At 65.8% G+C, this 15,523-nt stretch carries 15 protein-coding genes; 6 read left to right on the top strand and 9 right to left on the bottom strand.

The features are described 5' to 3' along the window. Positions 1-457: 457 nt before the first annotated feature. The gene (gene ampC, locus AC2CGW_RS07100; RefSeq protein ID WP_484573764.1) at positions 458-1,597 is read right to left on the bottom strand and encodes a class C beta-lactamase; all 1,140 of its coding nucleotides are present in this window, start codon (positions 1,595-1,597) and stop codon (positions 458-460) included. A gap of 127 nt (positions 1,598-1,724) precedes the next feature. Here ampC and AC2CGW_RS07105 point away from each other — a divergent pair, with 127 nt between their 5' ends. Continuing rightward, the gene (locus tag AC2CGW_RS07105; RefSeq protein ID WP_186664360.1) at positions 1,725-2,717 is read left to right on the top strand and encodes a bile acid:sodium symporter family protein; all 993 of its coding nucleotides are present in this window, start codon (positions 1,725-1,727) and stop codon (positions 2,715-2,717) included. A 40-nt stretch (positions 2,718-2,757) separates the two neighbouring features. Here AC2CGW_RS07105 and AC2CGW_RS07110 read toward each other — a convergent pair whose 3' ends face one another. From AC2CGW_RS07110 to AC2CGW_RS07120, 3 genes are read right to left on the bottom strand one after another with little or no spacing between them, the layout of a single operon-like run. Next, on the bottom strand, positions 2,758-3,342 hold the full coding sequence (locus tag AC2CGW_RS07110) for a TetR/AcrR family transcriptional regulator (protein ID WP_186664362.1): 585 nt from the start codon (positions 3,340-3,342) through the stop codon (positions 2,758-2,760). 12 nt (positions 3,343-3,354) lie between these two features. Next, positions 3,355-4,203 (bottom strand): 3-hydroxybutyryl-CoA dehydrogenase, encoded by an 849-nt coding sequence (locus AC2CGW_RS07115; protein ID WP_065862766.1) that lies wholly within the window; start codon positions 4,201-4,203, stop codon positions 3,355-3,357. A gap of 13 nt (positions 4,204-4,216) precedes the next feature. Then, positions 4,217-5,401 carry an acetyl-CoA C-acyltransferase family protein gene (locus AC2CGW_RS07120; protein ID WP_484573765.1) on the bottom strand — a complete coding sequence of 395 codons (1,185 nt, stop codon included), beginning with the start codon at positions 5,399-5,401 and terminating at the stop codon, positions 4,217-4,219. A 169-nt stretch (positions 5,402-5,570) separates the two neighbouring features. Between AC2CGW_RS07120 and AC2CGW_RS07125 the strand changes: the two genes are divergently transcribed. Continuing rightward, a complete protein-coding gene (locus tag AC2CGW_RS07125; RefSeq protein ID WP_186664366.1) occupies positions 5,571-6,584 on the top strand; it encodes an AraC family transcriptional regulator in 1,014 nt (337 codons plus the stop codon). A 37-nt stretch (positions 6,585-6,621) separates the two neighbouring features. Here the strand turns inward: AC2CGW_RS07125 and AC2CGW_RS07130 are convergent, their stop codons facing one another. Continuing rightward, positions 6,622-7,059: a carboxymuconolactone decarboxylase family protein gene (locus AC2CGW_RS07130; protein WP_484573766.1), complete on the bottom strand. Its 438-nt coding sequence runs from the start codon at positions 7,057-7,059 to the stop codon at positions 6,622-6,624. 207 nt (positions 7,060-7,266) lie between these two features. On the opposite strand from AC2CGW_RS07130, the gene AC2CGW_RS07135 reads away from it, so the two are divergent. Together AC2CGW_RS07135 and AC2CGW_RS07140 are read left to right on the top strand one after the other, a co-directional pair. Further along, positions 7,267-7,725, top strand: a complete 459-nt coding sequence (locus tag AC2CGW_RS07135) for a nucleoside deaminase (RefSeq protein ID WP_186664370.1) — start codon at positions 7,267-7,269, stop codon at positions 7,723-7,725. Further along, positions 7,722-8,918, top strand: coding sequence for a cyanate transporter (locus AC2CGW_RS07140; RefSeq protein WP_484573767.1), 1,197 nt, complete (start codon positions 7,722-7,724; stop codon positions 8,916-8,918). The genes AC2CGW_RS07135 and AC2CGW_RS07140 overlap by 4 nt, the downstream gene beginning before the upstream one ends. Here the strand turns inward: AC2CGW_RS07140 and pdxR are convergent. Both pdxR and AC2CGW_RS07150 read right to left on the bottom strand, forming a co-directional pair. After that, positions 8,911-10,344, bottom strand: a complete 1,434-nt coding sequence (gene pdxR / locus AC2CGW_RS07145; RefSeq protein ID WP_186664374.1) for a MocR-like pyridoxine biosynthesis transcription factor PdxR — start codon at positions 10,342-10,344, stop codon at positions 8,911-8,913. The two genes, AC2CGW_RS07140 and pdxR, sit on opposite strands and share 8 nt — an antisense overlap. Positions 10,345-10,528: 184 nt before the next feature. Continuing rightward, entirely contained in the window at positions 10,529-11,314 is a 786-nt protein-coding gene (locus AC2CGW_RS07150) for an SDR family NAD(P)-dependent oxidoreductase (RefSeq protein WP_484573768.1), read from the bottom strand. 102 nt (positions 11,315-11,416) lie between these two features. On the opposite strand from AC2CGW_RS07150, the gene AC2CGW_RS07155 reads away from it, so the two are divergent. Then, on the top strand, positions 11,417-12,382 hold the full coding sequence (locus AC2CGW_RS07155; RefSeq protein WP_411382585.1) for a GlxA family transcriptional regulator: 966 nt from the start codon (positions 11,417-11,419) through the stop codon (positions 12,380-12,382). Continuing rightward, positions 12,379-13,332 (top strand): LysR family transcriptional regulator, encoded by a 954-nt coding sequence (locus AC2CGW_RS07160; protein ID WP_411382584.1) that lies wholly within the window; start codon positions 12,379-12,381, stop codon positions 13,330-13,332. Before AC2CGW_RS07155 ends, AC2CGW_RS07160 begins: the two co-directional genes overlap by 4 nt. On the opposite strand, the gene AC2CGW_RS07165 is transcribed toward AC2CGW_RS07160, so the two are convergent. After that, positions 13,319-14,902: a rhodanese-related sulfurtransferase gene (locus tag AC2CGW_RS07165; RefSeq protein WP_411382583.1), complete on the bottom strand. Its 1,584-nt coding sequence runs from the start codon at positions 14,900-14,902 to the stop codon at positions 13,319-13,321. The genes AC2CGW_RS07160 and AC2CGW_RS07165 overlap by 14 nt on opposite strands. After that, complete coding sequence (locus AC2CGW_RS07170; protein ID WP_186719540.1) at positions 14,899-15,507, bottom strand: cysteine dioxygenase family protein; 609 nt, start codon at positions 15,505-15,507, stop codon at positions 14,899-14,901. Before AC2CGW_RS07170 ends, AC2CGW_RS07165 begins: the two co-directional genes overlap by 4 nt. Positions 15,508-15,523 lie beyond the last annotated feature (16 nt).

Raw genomic sequence — 15,523 nt, forward strand, 5'->3', positions numbered from 1 at the left:
AGTTGGCGCCACAGCGGTGTAGCGCTCTACCAAGGCTGCTACAGCAGCATCGCAACAGGGGCTTTCTCACGCTGCCTTTTGGACAGTTTCCCTCTCCACGGACGGCCTGCGTTACCGCGCAGGCCGTCTGGAACACCCTTGCCACCGCTCCCGATCAGGGAGACGGCCTCATCATGCACAAGGCTGGGGAAGGGCGTCAATGGGTTTGTAGTGAAAATTTTTAGTCACTACATCTTGTCGGACAATCCTGCTTTTTCAGGGGAATAGCGCGCACTCAAGGTCATCCCTTTCAAGGTGTTCGCGTGCGATTGTGTGAGGGCTGACAGGGGCTTGCCGAAAGTTTTTTAGTGCCTATGAGATCGAGCGCCGCCCGCGCGGCGCTCGATCTCATAGACGCTGAAAATCTTTCGGCGAACCCCTCTCAGCCTCTACGCAAACACCTTGAAATGCATGGCACTCAAGGCGCTACAGCAGACAGGATCGCGTGGGCTGCACGGACCCGTTCATCGTTGGGGTAATTGCGATTGGCGAGCAGCGCGATGGCGACCCCCTTGGCAGGCACAAAGGCGACGTAGGCACCGAACCCGGTAGTGGCCCCGGTCTTGTTGTACCAGTACGCCGGGCCGGCCGGTTGTGCGGGTTGCAGCCGTGTAGCGATTTGCGGCTCACGGATCATCTGCACACCATTGCCCTTGATCAGGGTGTCGAGTGCGACCGGGTAGGGGTAGCGTTCCCAGCCCAGGCCCTGGGTCATGTCGCCCAACTGGAAGTAGCCGCCGTGGGTGATGGCGATCGCCTTGGCCATATCCGCCGACAATCCCCGTGGATCGAGTTGCGCGCGCAGGTAGGTGAGCATGTCGGTAGCGCTGGTCTTGATGCCGTAGGCTTCGTCGGCGAAGGCGCCAGGGCTTACGCGAATCGGGCGCTCATTGGCGTCGTAGCCCTGGGCGTAGTGGCCGCGTTCTGCTGCCGGGACCTGCAGGTAGGTGTGCTTCAGGCCCAGGCTCGGGAGCAGGCCTTGCTGCATCAGTTCGGCGAACGGGCGCTTCTGTGCCTGCGCCGCGAGGTTGCCGAACAGTCCCAGGCTCGGATTGGAATAGCAACGGCGGGTGCCGCGCTCGGTTTTCTGCTGCCATTGCTGGAGGAACACCAACGCCTGCGCGTCGTTGGCCACCGCGTCGGGGAACTGCAAGGGCAGGCAGTCGGCACTGTAGGCGCCCAGCTCCAGCACGCTCGCCGTACCCAGGTCCGACTTCGCCAGCGCTGGCTGGTAGCGGCTGGCCGGGGCATCGAGGTCGAGCTTGCCTTGGGCGCTGGCCAGGGCGACGAGGGTGGCGGTGTAGGTCTTGCTCACCGAGCCGACCTCGAAAAGCGTGTCGTGGGTCACAGGCCGGTTGTCGTCCTTGTCGGCCACGCCGTAGCTGAAGTAGTGCGCCTGGCCGTTGGCGTAGACCGCCACGGCCATGCCGGGAATGTGTTGTGCCTGCATCAGTGGCTGGACGATGGCGTCGACCTGGCGTTGCAGGTCGTCGGCCAGCGCAGGGGGGGCGGACACCGCCAGGGCCAGGGTGAGCAGGACGGGGCGTAGGCTGTACATCGATAGGTTTCCTTGCCTGGAAGAGGGCCAATGTCCGTTCAGCGACACTGGCGGGGGTTCCGGCGTTAGCGCCGAGAGAGCGCAGACCTTATCGTCAGGCCTTGCACCATGACAAGACGGACACCTCATGAAGTACCTGCGCATGCTTTTCGATAAATTCACCCTGACCCTGCTCTCGGTGGTCCTGCTTGCCACCTTGCTGCCCTGCTCGGGTGACGGCGCGGTCGCCTTTGGCTGGCTGACCAACCTGGCGATTGCCCTGCTGTTCTTCCTGCACGGCGCCAAGCTGTCCCGCGAGGCGATCATCGCCGGGGCCGGCCACTGGCGCCTGCACATTCTGGTGTTCTCGTGCACCTTCGTCCTGTTCCCGTTGCTGGGCCTGGCGTTCAAGCCCCTGTTCGTGCCGCTGGTGGGCAACGAGCTGTACCTGGGCTTGCTGTACCTGTGTGCCTTGCCGGCGACCGTGCAATCGGCCATCGCCTTCACTTCGCTGGCACGTGGGAATGTCCCGGCAGCGATCTGCAGCGCGGCGGCCTCCAGCCTGCTGGGTATCTTCCTTACGCCGTTGCTGGTGATGCTGTTGCTGGGGGCTGACGGCGATACCGGTTCGGGGCTCGATGCAGTACTGAAGATCACCTTGCAGCTGCTGGTGCCCTTCGTGGCCGGGCAGATCGCCCGTCGCTGGATCGGCGCCTGGGTCAAGAAGAATGCACGCTGGCTGAAGATCGTCGACCAGGGTTCGATCCTGCTGGTGGTCTATACCGCGTTCAGTGAAGCGGTGGTGACGGGCTTGTGGAGTACCGTCTCGCCGCAGCACTTGCTGGGTCTGTTCGTCGCCTGCGGCGTGTTGCTGGCGGTGGTGCTGCTCGGTACCCGCTTGCTGGGGCGCGTGCTGGGCTTCAGCGTCGAAGACCGCATCACCATCCTGTTTGCCGGCTCGAAGAAGAGCCTGGCCACCGGGGTGCCGATGGCTCAGGTATTGTTCGTGGGGAGCGGGATCGGCGCGATGATCCTGCCGCTGATGCTGTTCCACCAGATCCAGCTGATGGTGTGTGCGGTGCTGGCGCAGCGCTACGCAGCGCGTGAAGTGGTGGGCGAGGAAGCTTCGGCGGCGTCCTGACGCAGAGGGTGGTGTGAGCGGGACGCGAAGCGCGTACCGTTCACACCAACGCTCGCTCTATCCCGCCCGCCACCAGGCTCTCCATCAGCCCGACGCCTTGCAGCTCGGGCACGCCACGCGCTTGCAGAACGCCCGGCAGCTGGTTCAGCAAGCTGCCCAGCACATGGCCGGCCGCTGCCAGCACCTCGCCGCCATGCCGCGCCTTGGGCGCGACCAGTTGCAACAGCCCGGTTTCGTAGTCCTGGCGCAGCTCGCCCAGGCGTCTCTGCTGAGCCTCGCTCAGGCAGCAGAAATCCCGCTCTGCCAGACGAAACTGCAAGGGCCGTTCTGCATGCAGTTGCCAGTGTGCGGCAATCAGGCCAGGCAGTGCCGGCTTGCCCCGGGCCAGTGCCCGGCGGCCCTGGTCGAGCGTAGCCAGCAGTTCTTCGTACAGTTCCTCGATCAGGTCGAACAACAAGTCCTGCTTGCTCGGGAAATGGTGGTACAGCGAGCCCGCCGTCAGCCCGACATGCGCGGCCAGCTCGCGCATGCTGACCTGGCCGAAGCCTTTTTCGGCGAACAGCGCCATGGCCCTGTCGCGGCGTTCCTCGAAATTGGCGCAGCGCAGGGCAGCAGTGACTGGCATGGCGCGCGCTCCTCAGTAGGTGAAGAAACCACGGCCGCTCTTGCGCCCGAGGTATCCGGCGGCAACCATCTCCTTGAGCAGCGGTGCAGGGCGGTACTTGCTGTCGTTGAAGCCCTCGTGGAAGGCCTCCATGATCGCCAGCAGGGTGTCCAGGCCGATCAGGTCGGCCAGGGCCAGCGGGCCAATCGGTTGGTTGCAGCCCAGGCGCATGCCCGTGTCGATATCCTCGGCGCTGGCCAGTCCCTCCTGACGCACGAAGATCGCTTCATTGATCATCGGCACCAGGATGCGGTTGACCACGAAGCCCGGGCGATTGCCCGCAGTGATCGGTGTCTTGCCCAGTTTCTCGGTGACCAGCAGCGCCTGGGCGTAGGTCGTGTCGCTGGTCTGCAGGCCACGGATGACCTCGACCAGGGCCATCATCGGCACCGGGTTGAAGAAATGCACGCCGATGAACCGCTCAGGGTGCTCGATGCTGGCGGCCAGCTGAGTGACCGACAGCGAGGAGGTATTGGTGGCGATCAGGCACTGTGCAGCGACACTGGCGGCCACCTGCTGGAGGATGCGCTGCTTGAGCGCCAGGTTTTCGGTGGCGGCCTCGATCACCAGTTGCGCGCTCGACAGCTGTGCGTAATCGGTACTGGTGCGGATGCGTGTCCTGGCTGCTTCGGCTTTGTCCGCCTCAAGGGTGCCCTTGCTGACCTGGCGCTCCAGGTTCTTGCTCAGTGTGGCGACACCGCGCTCCAGCGCAGCGTCACTGACATCGATGAGCAACACTTGGAAACCGGCTATCGCGCACACCTGGGCGATGCCGTTGCCCATGGTACCGGCGCCGATCACGGCAATCTGCTGAATGGTCATGTCGATGCTCCCGTCACACGCGCTCGAAGACCACGGCGATGCCTTGGCCGCCGCCGATGCACATGGTGGCCAGCGCATAGCGGCCCTGGATGCGCTGCAACTCGTGAATGGCCTTGGTGGCGATGATCGCGCCGGTGGCGCCGACCGGGTGGCCCAGCGAGATGCCCGAACCGTTGGGGTTGACCTTTTCCGGGTCGAAGCCCAATGCCTGGGCCACGGCGCAGGCCTGGGCGGCGAAGGCTTCGTTGGATTCGATCACGTCCAGGTCGTTGACCGACAGGCCGGCTTTTTCCAGCACCTTGCGCGTGGCCGGGATCGGGCCCAGGCCCATCAGCTCAGGTTCGACCCCGGCATGGGCGTAGGCCACCAGCCGTGCCAGCGGCTTGAGATCCAGGCGGCGCACCGCATCGCCAGTAGCCAGGACCAGGCCAGCGGCGCCGTCGTTGATCCCGCTGGCATTGCCAGCGGTGACGCTGCCGTCTTTCTTGAACGCGGTGCGCATCCCCGCCAACTGTTCGGCACTGACATCCCCGCGCACGTGCTCATCGATGGCGAACTGCACGCTGCCTTTGCGGGTTTTCAGTTCGATCGGCACGATCTGGCTGTCGAAGCGGCCTTCGGCGATGGCGCGGGCGGCGCGACGCTGACTGGTCAACGCCAGTTCGTCCTGCATTTCACGGGTGATGCCGTGCTTGGCGGCGACGTTCTCGGCGGTGATACCCATGTGGAAGCCTTCGAATGGATCCTGCAGGATGCCGACCATGTAGTCGATGCCCTGCAGGTCACCCATGCGCGCACCCCAACGGGCTTGCGGGAGCAGGTAAGGGCCGCGGCTCATGGACTCGGCGCCAGCCGCCAGGGCAATGTCGGTATCGCCCAGCAGCAGGCCCTGGGCGGCGGATACGATAGCCTGCAGGCCCGACCCGCACAGGCGGTTGACGTTGAATGCCGGGGTTTCCTTGGGAATGCCGGCGTTCATCGCCGCCACTCGGCCCAGGTAGGCGTCGCGGGGCTCGGTCGGAATCACGTTGCCCATCACCACATGGCCGATCTGCTCGGCGGCCACGCCCGAGCGCTCGATGGCAGCGCGCGTTACGGCGGTGGCGAGGTCGGCCAGCGGCAGGTCCTTGAGTGAACCACCAAAACCACCGATGGCCGAACGCACTGCACTGACGACGTAGATTTCTGCGCTGCTCATATATAGCTCCGATTGCGAAGGCGTGGCGGGACGGTGCCGGGCTCTGCGAGAATGGCGACCGTTGCGGATGGGTTCCGAGTCTAGGCAAAGGCCGAGAAAGGGCCTATGCCGAAACTGCTCAGTCAACCTGGCATTTTTTGCCACTCAGCATAGACAGCGGATATCCGTCATGCGCGAAAGCGATTCGGTCGCGGTGTACTTTCTCAATGCCATGCTCCACGCCCTGCGCGATCGCCCCGAGGCGCGCGATGCGCAACTGCGTGCGGTCGGCATCGACCCGGCGCTGCTGGCCCAGCCCCAGGCGCGGGTGCCGGCCAAGGCGTTTGCCCGGCTGTGGCTGGCGCTGATCGAAGACCTGGACGACGAGTTTTTCCGTCTCGACAGCCATGGCATGCCGATGGGTAGCTTTGCCCTGATCTGCCGTGGCTTGATCCAGGAGCTGACCCTGGAAAAGGCCCTGCGCCAGTGCCTGGGCAATTTCGCACTGTTCCTGCGCGATTTGCGCGGCAGTTTTGCGGTGCGCGGCGGGCGTGCGGTGATCAGCGTGCAATCGAACATCGGCGATCCTCTGACCCGGGTCTATGCCGAGGAAACCTTTCTGGTGCTGGTCGTCGGCCTGCTGTGCTGGCTGGCTGGAAGACGCATCAGCATCGACCGCACCGAGCTGGCCGTGGCGCGCCCCGCACAGGACGACGACACGCTGCTGTGGGGACCGGACCTGCGCTTGGGCAGCGGGCGGACCGAAGTGGAGTTCGACAGTGCCTGGTTGCGCCTGCCGGTGGTGCAGGACCTGGCCGCGCTCAAGACCTTCCTGCGCAGCGCGCCACAGGGCCTGGTGATCCGTTTTCGCAACCAAGGCGACCTGGTGGCGGAGGTGTATCGCCACCTGCGCAGCCGTGGCTACGGACAGTGGCCGACCCTGACTGCCATGGCCGAGCGCCAGGGCCTGAGCGCCAGTACCTTTCGCCGGCAACTGGAGCGCGAGGGGCGCTCGTACCAGCAGATCAAGGACGAAGTGCGCCGGGCCATGGCGTTCGAGCGATTGCGCGAGGGGCAGTTGAGCATTGCCGAGATCGCCGAGCAGACCGGGTTCCAGGAGCCCAGCGCCTTTCATCGTGCATTCAAGAAGTGGACGGGGCAGAGTCCGGGGAGTTATCGGACCCGGCTGGGCGTGAACCCATAGATGGCCTGGGCCGCATGGCGGCCCCAAAGGCTCCACCTCAAGCCGGCACCATGGCAAAGCCGACACCAAAGCGGTTCCAGGCATTGATGGTAGCGATCGCCAGGGTCAGGTTGGCGACTTCGCCCGCTTCGAAATGCTCCAGCAGCGCTTCGTATTCGGCCTGCGGTGCACCGCGTTCGGGCAAGCGGGTGAGGCTTTCCAGCCAGGCCAGCGCGGCGCGCTCACGGGGCGTGAAGAAACGGGTTTCCTGCCAGACGCTCAAGGTCTGCAAGCGTGCCTCGGTTTCGCCCGCCTTGCGCGCATCGTTGGCGTGCAGGTTCATGCAATAGGCGCAGCCGTTGATCTGCGAGGCGCGCAGGCGCACAAGTTCGAGCAGTGAATGCTCCAGGCCGCACTTGGCCAGGACCTGCTCCAGGCCGACCATGGCCTTGTAGGCTTCAGGGGCGTGCCTGGCCCATTCGATTCGATCGTGCATGGTGATTCTCCAGTCAGTTCAAGTCAGGGGTGATTCGTGGTGCCAGCGTAGCGCCGTTGCCTGCAGGGCCCGATAGCCAATCCCGCTATTTGCCGGGAGACCAATGCCGGCATTCGTGCGGCCACTGACCTGCATCCAATCTCTTCATTTCTGCCGCGCGCCAGCAGCCGGGATAATGGCTGCCTGTTGTTCGAGGAGTATCGATTCATGTCCAACGAAACCTTCATGCGTGAAGCATTGGCGCTGGCCCGCGCCAATATCGAGGCGGGTGGCCGCCCGTTCGGTGCAGTACTGGTGTATCAGGGCCAGGTCGTGGCCCGTGCGGTCAACGAGATTCACAGCACCCAGGACCCGACCGCCCATGCCGAATTGCAGGCGATCCGCAAAGCCGCCCAGGCCTTGGGCCGGTCGCGTCTGGACGGCGCTGAAGTCTATGCCAGCGGCCACCCGTGCCCGATGTGCCTGGCTGCCATGCACCTGTGCGGCATCGAGCGGGCATGGTTTGCCTATGACAACGACGAGGGCGAGCCTTACGGGCTGTCCACGGCGGCGGTCTACGCGCAGATGGCACGTGCGCCGCAGCAGCAGAGCCTGCCACTGCGGGCGCTCAAGCCCGAGGGCGAGGGCGGCCTGTACCAGCAGTGGCGGCAGGCGAACCCGGCATGAGAGGCGCGTTGAACCTGCTGCTGGTGATCCTGCTGGCCCTTAACCTGCGGCCGATCCTGACCAGCATTGGTCCCTTGCTCGAACCCATGCGCAACAGCACCGGGCTTGGCTACCAGCAAGCGGCGTTGCTCACGGCGCTACCGGTGCTGTGCATGGGGCTGGTGCCTTTGCTGCAGCCTTGGCTGCGGCGTTGGATCAGCGAGCACGGCGGGATGCTGGGAGGGCTTTTGGCGATTGCCGTGGCCTGCCTGTGGCGCCTGCAGTTGGACAGCGCTTGGGCGTTGATCGCCAGTGCGGCAGTTGCCGGGGTTGGAGTGGCGGTGGTACAGGGCATGATGCCCGGGCTGGTCAATCGCTGGTTTCCGACCCGTCTGGCGGCGTCGATGGGGTTGTATTCGGCGGCCTTGATGAGCGGCGGCGGCCTGGCTGCGGTGCTCGGCCCGGCCGTCAGCGAGGCAGCGGGGCGCTGGCAGGCGGGGCTGGGTATCTGGGCAGTACCAGCGCTGCTTGCGCTGTGCGGCTGGGCCTGGCTACGTCCGCGCCACGACACGCCTCACCTGGCCGGTGCCAGCGGCGGTCACTGGTTCGGTAATCGCCGTGCCTGGTTGTTGGCGCTGTATTTCGGCCTGATCAACGGTGGCTACACCAGCATGGTCGCCTGGTTGCCGGCCTATCACCTGGAGCACGGCGGTACAGCTCAGGGGGGTGGTGAGTTGGTGGGGTTGATGACCATCTTCCAGGTCAGTGGCGCGCTGGGGCTACCCTTGCTGCTTAGGCGCCTGCATGATCGGCGGCCTGGCCTGTGGCTGGCGCTGGCGATCCAGTTGGGCGGGTTTCTCGGCTTGCTGTGGGCGCCTACCCAGGCCATGGGGCTTTGGGTGGCGATGATCGGCCTGGGGCTGGGTGCGTGCTTCAGCCTGAGCCTTACTCTGACCCTCGAGCATCTGAAAACACCGGGCGAGGCGGGGAGTCTGGCTGCTTTCGTGCAGGGTGTCGGCTTCATCGTCACCGGCACCGTGCCTTATGTGACCGGCTGGCTGCGCGCGTTCACCGGCGACTTCCAGGCGGCCTGGACCTTACTGACGCTGACCGTGGTGGCGATGCTGCTGGTGACCGTACGCTTTGCCCCCCAAGGCTACGCCGCTGCCATGGCCCGGCGGGGGCACTCTCTGCAGGCGACGACGCTCAACTGAGCTGCTGCAGGGCGTCGCGCACGCGGTCCAGCGCCGGGTCGATGTCCAGCCGCTCGATGGCGCCGAAGCCCATCAGCAGCCCCGGACGCACCGGCACGTCGTTGAAGAACGGCGCCAGTGAATAGACGCCGACTTCGACCCGGCGTGTCAGCCGGACCAGCAACTCCACATCGACTCCAGGTGCGGCCAGGGCGCTGAGGTGAAAGCCGGCGCTGGCCGGTACGGCGCTCAGCCAGGGCGCCAGGTCGCTGTCCAGGCGTGCGAGGATTCGTTCGCGCCGCGCGGCATAGATGTCGTGGCAGCGGCGAATATGGCGGTTCAGGTGCCCTTCGCCGATGAAGCGCGCCAGCGCCCACTGCTGCAGGCTCGGGCTGTGCCAGTCGCTGAGGTGCTTGGCCACGCAGGCGGCGCGCAGGACGTTGGGTGGCAGTACGGCATAGCCCAGGCGCAGCTCCGGCAGCAAGGTCTTGGAAAAGGTGCCGACATAGGCCACCAGCCCATGTCGATCCAGGCGTTGCAACGCATCGCTGGCCGGGCCCTGATAGCGAAACTCGCAGTCGTAGTCGTCCTCGATGATCAGTGCTCCCAACTCGGCTGCGCGGGCGAGCAGGGCGTGTCGGCGCCGCTCGCTCATCGGCATGCCCAGCGGGAACTGGTGTGACGGCGTCACGTAGATCAGCCGGGTGCCGTCAGCGATCTGCTCGACGCACAGCCCTTCATCGTCCACCGGCACCGACTGCAAATCGGCGCCCATCGCCAGAAACAGCTGGCGTGCCGGCGGGTAGCCGGGATCCTCCATGGCCACGCGTGTACCGGGTTCGATCAATACCCGGGCGATAAGGTCCAGCGCCTGCTGGGCGCCGTTGCACACCAACACATCGGCGGCGCTGCAATGTACGCCGCGGGCGAAGGCAATGTGATGGGCGATGGCCTCGCGCAGCTCGGGCAGGCCCTGGGCCGGGAACTGGCGCTCGCTGTGGCGCTGGCTGCAGCGCAGGGCGTACTGCAGGCAGGCGCGCCATTGATCGAAGGGAAACTGGCTCTTGGCCGATACGCCGCCGACGAAGTCGTAACGCGAGGGCGCCTCGAGGGCGGAGCGGCCGAGCACGGTGGCGCGTTGCTGCCAGCGTTCCAGGCTGCTGGCGGCGGCCAGGGCAATCGGCTCGACGTCGCTGGCTTGCAGGGCCCGGCGTGGGCTGACGAAGGTGCCACGTCCGACCACGCCGCTGAGCAGGTTGTCGTAGGTCAGCCGCGAGTAGGCTTCGGCCACGGTCTTGCGCGATATCCGCAACTGCTCGGCCAGCAGGCGCGTGGGAGGCAGCTGGGTGCCGGCTGCCAGGTGGCCGCTGTCAATGGCGCTGCGCAGCTGCTGGTAGAGCTGCTCGGCCAGGCCCTTGCGGCCCTCCAGGCGAATGTGCAGTTCCATGGGGCTATCCGGATGGGTGACGGCCTAGCTTCCGATTTCGGGTGGCGGCTCGCAAGTTTTGTTGCTCGGCGAAGGCTCTTTAGCGCCTGTAAGATCGAGCGCCTCGCGGGCGGCGCTCGATCTTACAGGCGCTAAAGAGCTTTCGGCGAACACCTGTCAGCCCTCACGCAATCGCACAGCCCGATCAACCCTGACGATAACGCGGCGCCAGTTGTTGATTCGACAGGTGCCCGTTCAACGCCTGACGGCTGGCCTCGAACGCCTCAAAGCGTTCGAATTCGTGCAGCGACGGAATCGAGATCAGGCGCTTGGCGTCGAAATCGGCCAGTGCCGCTTCCACCAAATCCTCGGCAGTCATGACGATCGCCGGATCCAGGTGCTCCACCGGCAGGCCGCCGATGCTCCAGAAATCGGTGGCGGTGGCGCCGGGCAGCACGGCCTGGACCTGCACGCCTTTGTCGGCCAGCTCCTTGTGCAGGCTCTGGGTGAAGGCGGTGACGTAGGCCTTGCTGCCGCCATACACGCCATTGAGCAGTTCCGGCAGCAGGCTGACCACTGAGGAGATGTTGATCAGCGCACCCTCGCCGCGCTCGACGAAGCCAGGCACCGCAGCATAGGTCAGGCGGGTGAGGGCGGTGATGTTCAGGGTGATCATGCGGATCATCTGCTCGACGTCGCTTTCCAGCAGCGCGGTGTGGGTGCCGATACCCGCGTTGTTGACCAGCAGGCCGATGCTGGCATCTTCGCGCAGGCGGGTTTCGATGCGCGCCAGATCCTGGCTGTCGGCCAGGTCTGCCGGCAGGACTTCGACGCTGCGCCCGGTCTGGCTGCTCAGGCGCGAGGCCAGTTGATTGAGGCGTTCGCGGTTGCGGGCGACCAGGATCAGGTCGTGGCCACGGCGGGCCAGGTGTTCGGCGTAGAGTGCGCCAATGCCGGTAGAGGCGCCAGTGATGAGGGCTGTACGAGTCATGGTTGCTGCTCCGTGGGTGGGGTTGCAGCGATGATGCGCGGCTTTGCTTGTGGCGCAAATGACACATATAGTACGTTTTCAGGACATCAAGCGAGGTGCGTCATGCATCGGGTCGGCTATCTGTTGTGTGAAAGGTTCCAAGTCATGGCGCTGGCGTCGCAGTCGGTGTTCGAGTTCGCCAATGTGCTGACGGGCAAGCGCCTCTACGCCTTGGGCAACTACAGCGTGGCCGGCGGTGTGCTGGTGTCGTCGCTGGGTATGCAGTTGCAGACCCAGGCGGTCGATACCCCGGGGCATGCCGACACCTGGCTGGTGGCGGGCACATTGTCGCCGATCGCCTCACCTGCCGATGCGGCCAGCGTGGACCTGGTGCGTCGGCTGGGCGAGCAGGCGCGGCGTACCGCCGGGATCTGTACGGGGGCCTTCACCTTGGCGGCAGCCGGCCTGCTCGACGGGCGTCGGGCGACCACGCATTGGGTCTACGCCCGGGAGCTGCGGCAGATGCACCCGGCGATCCAGGTAGAGGACGACCGCATCTTCATTGCCGATGGCAACATCTGGACGTCCGCCGGCATGACCGCCTGTATCGACATGGCCCTGGGCATGCTCGAGCAGGATCACGGCCATGAGCTCGCACGAGCCGTTGCGCATCGGCTGGTGATGCACCAGCGTCGCTCGGGAGGCCAGTCGCAACATTCGCAGCTGCTCGACCTGGCACCGCGCACCGACCGCATGCAGAGCGTGCTCGAGTACGCTCGCCAGCACCTGCGGCGGCCGCTGAGCGTCGAGGAACTGGCCGAGGTTGCGCACCTGAGCCCGCGCCAGTTCAGCCGGGTGTTCACTGCCGAAACCGGGCAATCGCCGGCGCGAGCCATCGAGGGCCTGCGCCTGGAGGCGGCGCGGCTGATGATCGAGCAGAGTCGCCACAGCCTGGATGTGGTGGCGCGCGAGACAGGATTTCGCGACCGTCGGCATTTGCGCGAGGCTTTTGTACGCGGGTTCGGTATTCCGCCCCAGGCGATACGTCGTGATGCGCGGCGCGTGGAACGTGAAGGAGTCGTCGCATGAAGAAGCGGGTGCGCATGGACGACCTTCAGGTGTTCGTCACCACTGTCGAGGCCGGTGGGCTTTCGGCGGCAGCGCGGCAGTTGGACATCTCGCCGGCTCTGGCCAGCGCCGCGCTGCAGCGTCTGGAGCACAGCCTGGGGATTCGCCTGTTGGTGCGCTCGACACGCCGTCTGCGCCTGTCGGACGATGGCGAGCGTTATCTGCCTCACGCGCGTCAGGCCCTGGACGCGCTGGTCGACGGCGAGATGGCGTTGGAGCAAGCACGCGCCGAACTGGCGGGGCCACTGCGGTTGTCGATGCCGTCGGACCTGGGGCGCAACCTGCTGTTGCCCTGGCTGACGGAGTTTCAGGCCGAATATCCACGACTCGACATGCGCCTGCGGGTCAGCGACCAGGTGGCCGATCTATTTGGCGAGCAACTGGATGCCAGCATCCGCTACGGGCTGCTGGGGGACTCCAGCCTGGTGGCCTTGCCGCTGGCCGCCGCTAACCGGCGTACGCTCTGTGCAGCACCGTCCTATATCGCCCGCCATGGCGCGCCGCAGACTCCGCAGGCGCTGGCCGGGCACAACTGCCTGCGTTATGTAATGGGTGAGCAGATCCACGAACGCTGGAGTTTCGAGAATGCAGGCGCAATGACCACGGTACTGGTCAGTGGCGACCGCTGCAGCGACGATGCCGATATCGTGCGACGCTGGGCGGTGGCAGGGCTCGGTGTGGTTTACAAGTCGCGCCTGGATGTGCTCGAGGACATTCGCGCCGGAAGGCTGGTGGAGTTGCTGACGGACCATGCAGGGCAGGCGGCACCGCTGCAACTGGTGTGCGCGCACCGGCAGTCGCTGAGCCCGGCGGTGCGGCGCTTGCATGGGTTTCTGGCGCTGAAGCTGCAGGCGTACCTCGCAGGAGCGGATAGGCCTGCAGCCACAGCGCTTCGGGTCACAGCACCTTGAAGCCGTGGGTGCCATCACGCTCCAGTTGCGCGATCAGACCGAACTCCCAGTCGAGGTAGCCTTGCATGGCTTCACGCGGGTTGTCGGTCCCTTCGTATGGCCGGCGGTAGCGGTCGGTACGCTCCACCGCCAGGCGCGTCTCACCTGTTTCCAGTGGCTTGCCGGCGGCGATCCAGCTCGCCGTGCCGCCTGTCAGCAGGTAGACCGGTGTGCGCGTCAGGGCTTGCAGGTCGGTGGCGGCAAAGCTTGCCAGCAGGCTGCTGCCGCAGGTCAGCACGTAGCGCTCGGCCTTGGGCAGGCGCTCCAGGGCCTCGGGCAACTGCGCGCGGATCGCCCAATAAGCACCTGGGATGTGGCGCTTGACGTAGTTGGCGCTGGCGGTGAAGTCCAGCAAGACGGTGCCTTCCTCGGCCAGCCAGGCCTGCAATTGCTCGACGTCGATCTCGGTATTGCGCGCCAGCGCCGGGCGGGGTGCCTGCCATTCGCCGGTTTCGCTGAAGTCGGCCTTGCTCAGGCCGTCGAGCACCGCCACTTCCCAGCCCATCTGCGCGAGCCACGAAGCGCTCATGTTGGCACGCACGCCGTCGTCATCGACCAGCACGATGCGGGCGCCGCGTACGCTGGCGTTGTGATCGGTTTCCTGCACCAACTGGCCACCGGGCGTGGAGCGGCTGTCGGGCAGGTGACCGGCAACGTATTCCTCGGGTGTGCGCACGTCGAACAGATAGGTGGTGCGCGCAGTCTCTGCCTGCCAGGTGGCCAGGCCCTGGCGGTCCAGGCGTCGCACTCCGGCCCGGTCGGCGACGGCGCGGGCGCGGTCGGCAGCGCTGCTGCGGGTGCTGTCGCCGACCTCGGCGAAGCGCTGCGCCTGGCCGTGGGCCAGTTGTTGACCGGCCAGTGTCCAGCCGATAGTGCCGTTGCGCAGCGCCGCCACCGGGTTGGGGATGCCGGCGTTGACCAGCGATTGTGTGCCGATGATGCTACGGGTGCGCCCCGCGCAGTTGACGATCACCCGCGTCGCTGGATCGGGTGCCAGTTCGGCGACGCGCAGCACCAGTTCGGCGCCAGGCACGCTGATGCCTCCGGGAATGCTCATGGTCTGGTATTCATCGAAGCGCCGGGCGTCGAGCACCACCACGTCGGCCTGGCTGTCGAGCAGGGCCTGGACCTCTTCGGCGGCCAGCGAGGGGGTGTGGCGCACACTCTCCACCAGCTCGCCGAACGCTTTGCTGGGTACGTTGACGTCGCGAAACAGCTCGCCACCGGCATCGCGCCAGCCGCCAAGTCCACCCTCGAGCACTGCCACATCGCTATAGCCCAGTGCCTGCAGACGCTCGACAGCGATGGCCGACAGTCCCTCGCCATCGTCATAGACGGTGATGGCGGTATCTCGGCGTGGCACGCGGGCGAAGATTTCCAGTTCCAGCTTCGAAAGCGGGATGTTGGCCGCGAACAGCGGATGCGCCTGGGCGAAGGGGTCTTCCTCGCGCAGGTCGATCAGGGCGACTTCTTCCTGGGCCAGCAGGGCGGTGCGAAGGTCATGGAAACTGCGAGTGCTGAGGCGGGTCATGGGGCAGGGTTCTCTTTGGACAGGTCCCAGATGTTGGGCAGGCTGGTGTTGGAATAACCGGAGATGAACGGCTTCTCGCTACCGTCGGGCAGGTATACGGCGCGGCTGACCGCACCGATGTTGGCGCCGTAGACATGGATGCTGATCGAGACCCGGTCGTCGAAGGCGTTGCTGACCTGATGGATATCGCCGATGCGCGGTGACACCGCTTCCACGTGGCCAGGGTCGATCCGCAGCCGCTCGCCCTGCGCCACCAGGGCGCCATGGGCGTCGCGGGTGAAGCCTTGGGCGTATTCGGCACCGCGCAACATACCGATCAAACCCCAGACACGGTGGTCATGGATCGGCGTGCTCTGGCCTGGGCCCCAGACGAAGCTGACCACCGAGAAGCGCTGGCGCGAATCGCAATGCAGCAGGTATTGCTGGTAGCGGGTCGGGTCCGGCTGGGCAAGGGCTTCGGGCAACCAGTCGTCATGGGCGACCAGGCTGTGCAGCAGGGTGTGGCCCTGGTCGAGCAGAGTGGCTTCGTCGGGGTGGCGGTCCAACAGGTCGGAGAGTTCGCCAATGAAGTGGCGCAGGCGCTCCAGGCGCGGTGTCTGGCTCATGGTTCAGGCTCGGGCT

The sequence above is a fragment of the Pseudomonas sp. SYWMCR5 genome, from assembly GCF_057197165.1.

Bases quoted from the DNA above. Each gene is read 5' to 3' on its own strand.
- ampC (WP_484573764.1), bottom strand. From the start codon at position 1,597: ATGTACAGCCTACGCCCCGTCCTGCTCACCCTGGCCCTGGCGGTGTCC.
- AC2CGW_RS07105 (WP_186664360.1), top strand. From the start codon at position 1,725: ATGAAGTACCTGCGCATGCTTTTCGATAAATTCACCCTGACCCTGCTC.
- AC2CGW_RS07110 (WP_186664362.1), bottom strand. From the start codon at position 3,342: ATGCCAGTCACTGCTGCCCTGCGCTGCGCCAATTTCGAGGAACGCCGC.
- AC2CGW_RS07115 (WP_065862766.1), bottom strand. From the start codon at position 4,203: ATGACCATTCAGCAGATTGCCGTGATCGGCGCCGGTACCATGGGCAAC.
- AC2CGW_RS07120 (WP_484573765.1), bottom strand. From the start codon at position 5,401: ATGAGCAGCGCAGAAATCTACGTCGTCAGTGCAGTGCGTTCGGCCATC.
- AC2CGW_RS07125 (WP_186664366.1), top strand. From the start codon at position 5,571: ATGCGCGAAAGCGATTCGGTCGCGGTGTACTTTCTCAATGCCATGCTC.
- AC2CGW_RS07130 (WP_484573766.1), bottom strand. From the start codon at position 7,059: ATGCACGATCGAATCGAATGGGCCAGGCACGCCCCTGAAGCCTACAAG.
- AC2CGW_RS07135 (WP_186664370.1), top strand. From the start codon at position 7,267: ATGTCCAACGAAACCTTCATGCGTGAAGCATTGGCGCTGGCCCGCGCC.
- AC2CGW_RS07140 (WP_484573767.1), top strand. From the start codon at position 7,722: ATGAGAGGCGCGTTGAACCTGCTGCTGGTGATCCTGCTGGCCCTTAAC.
- pdxR (WP_186664374.1), bottom strand. From the start codon at position 10,344: ATGGAACTGCACATTCGCCTGGAGGGCCGCAAGGGCCTGGCCGAGCAG.
- AC2CGW_RS07150 (WP_484573768.1), bottom strand. From the start codon at position 11,314: ATGACTCGTACAGCCCTCATCACTGGCGCCTCTACCGGCATTGGCGCA.
- AC2CGW_RS07155 (WP_411382585.1), top strand. From the start codon at position 11,417: ATGCATCGGGTCGGCTATCTGTTGTGTGAAAGGTTCCAAGTCATGGCG.
- AC2CGW_RS07160 (WP_411382584.1), top strand. From the start codon at position 12,379: ATGAAGAAGCGGGTGCGCATGGACGACCTTCAGGTGTTCGTCACCACT.
- AC2CGW_RS07165 (WP_411382583.1), bottom strand. From the start codon at position 14,902: ATGACCCGCCTCAGCACTCGCAGTTTCCATGACCTTCGCACCGCCCTG.
- AC2CGW_RS07170 (WP_186719540.1), bottom strand. From the start codon at position 15,507: ATGAGCCAGACACCGCGCCTGGAGCGCCTGCGCCACTTCATTGGCGAA.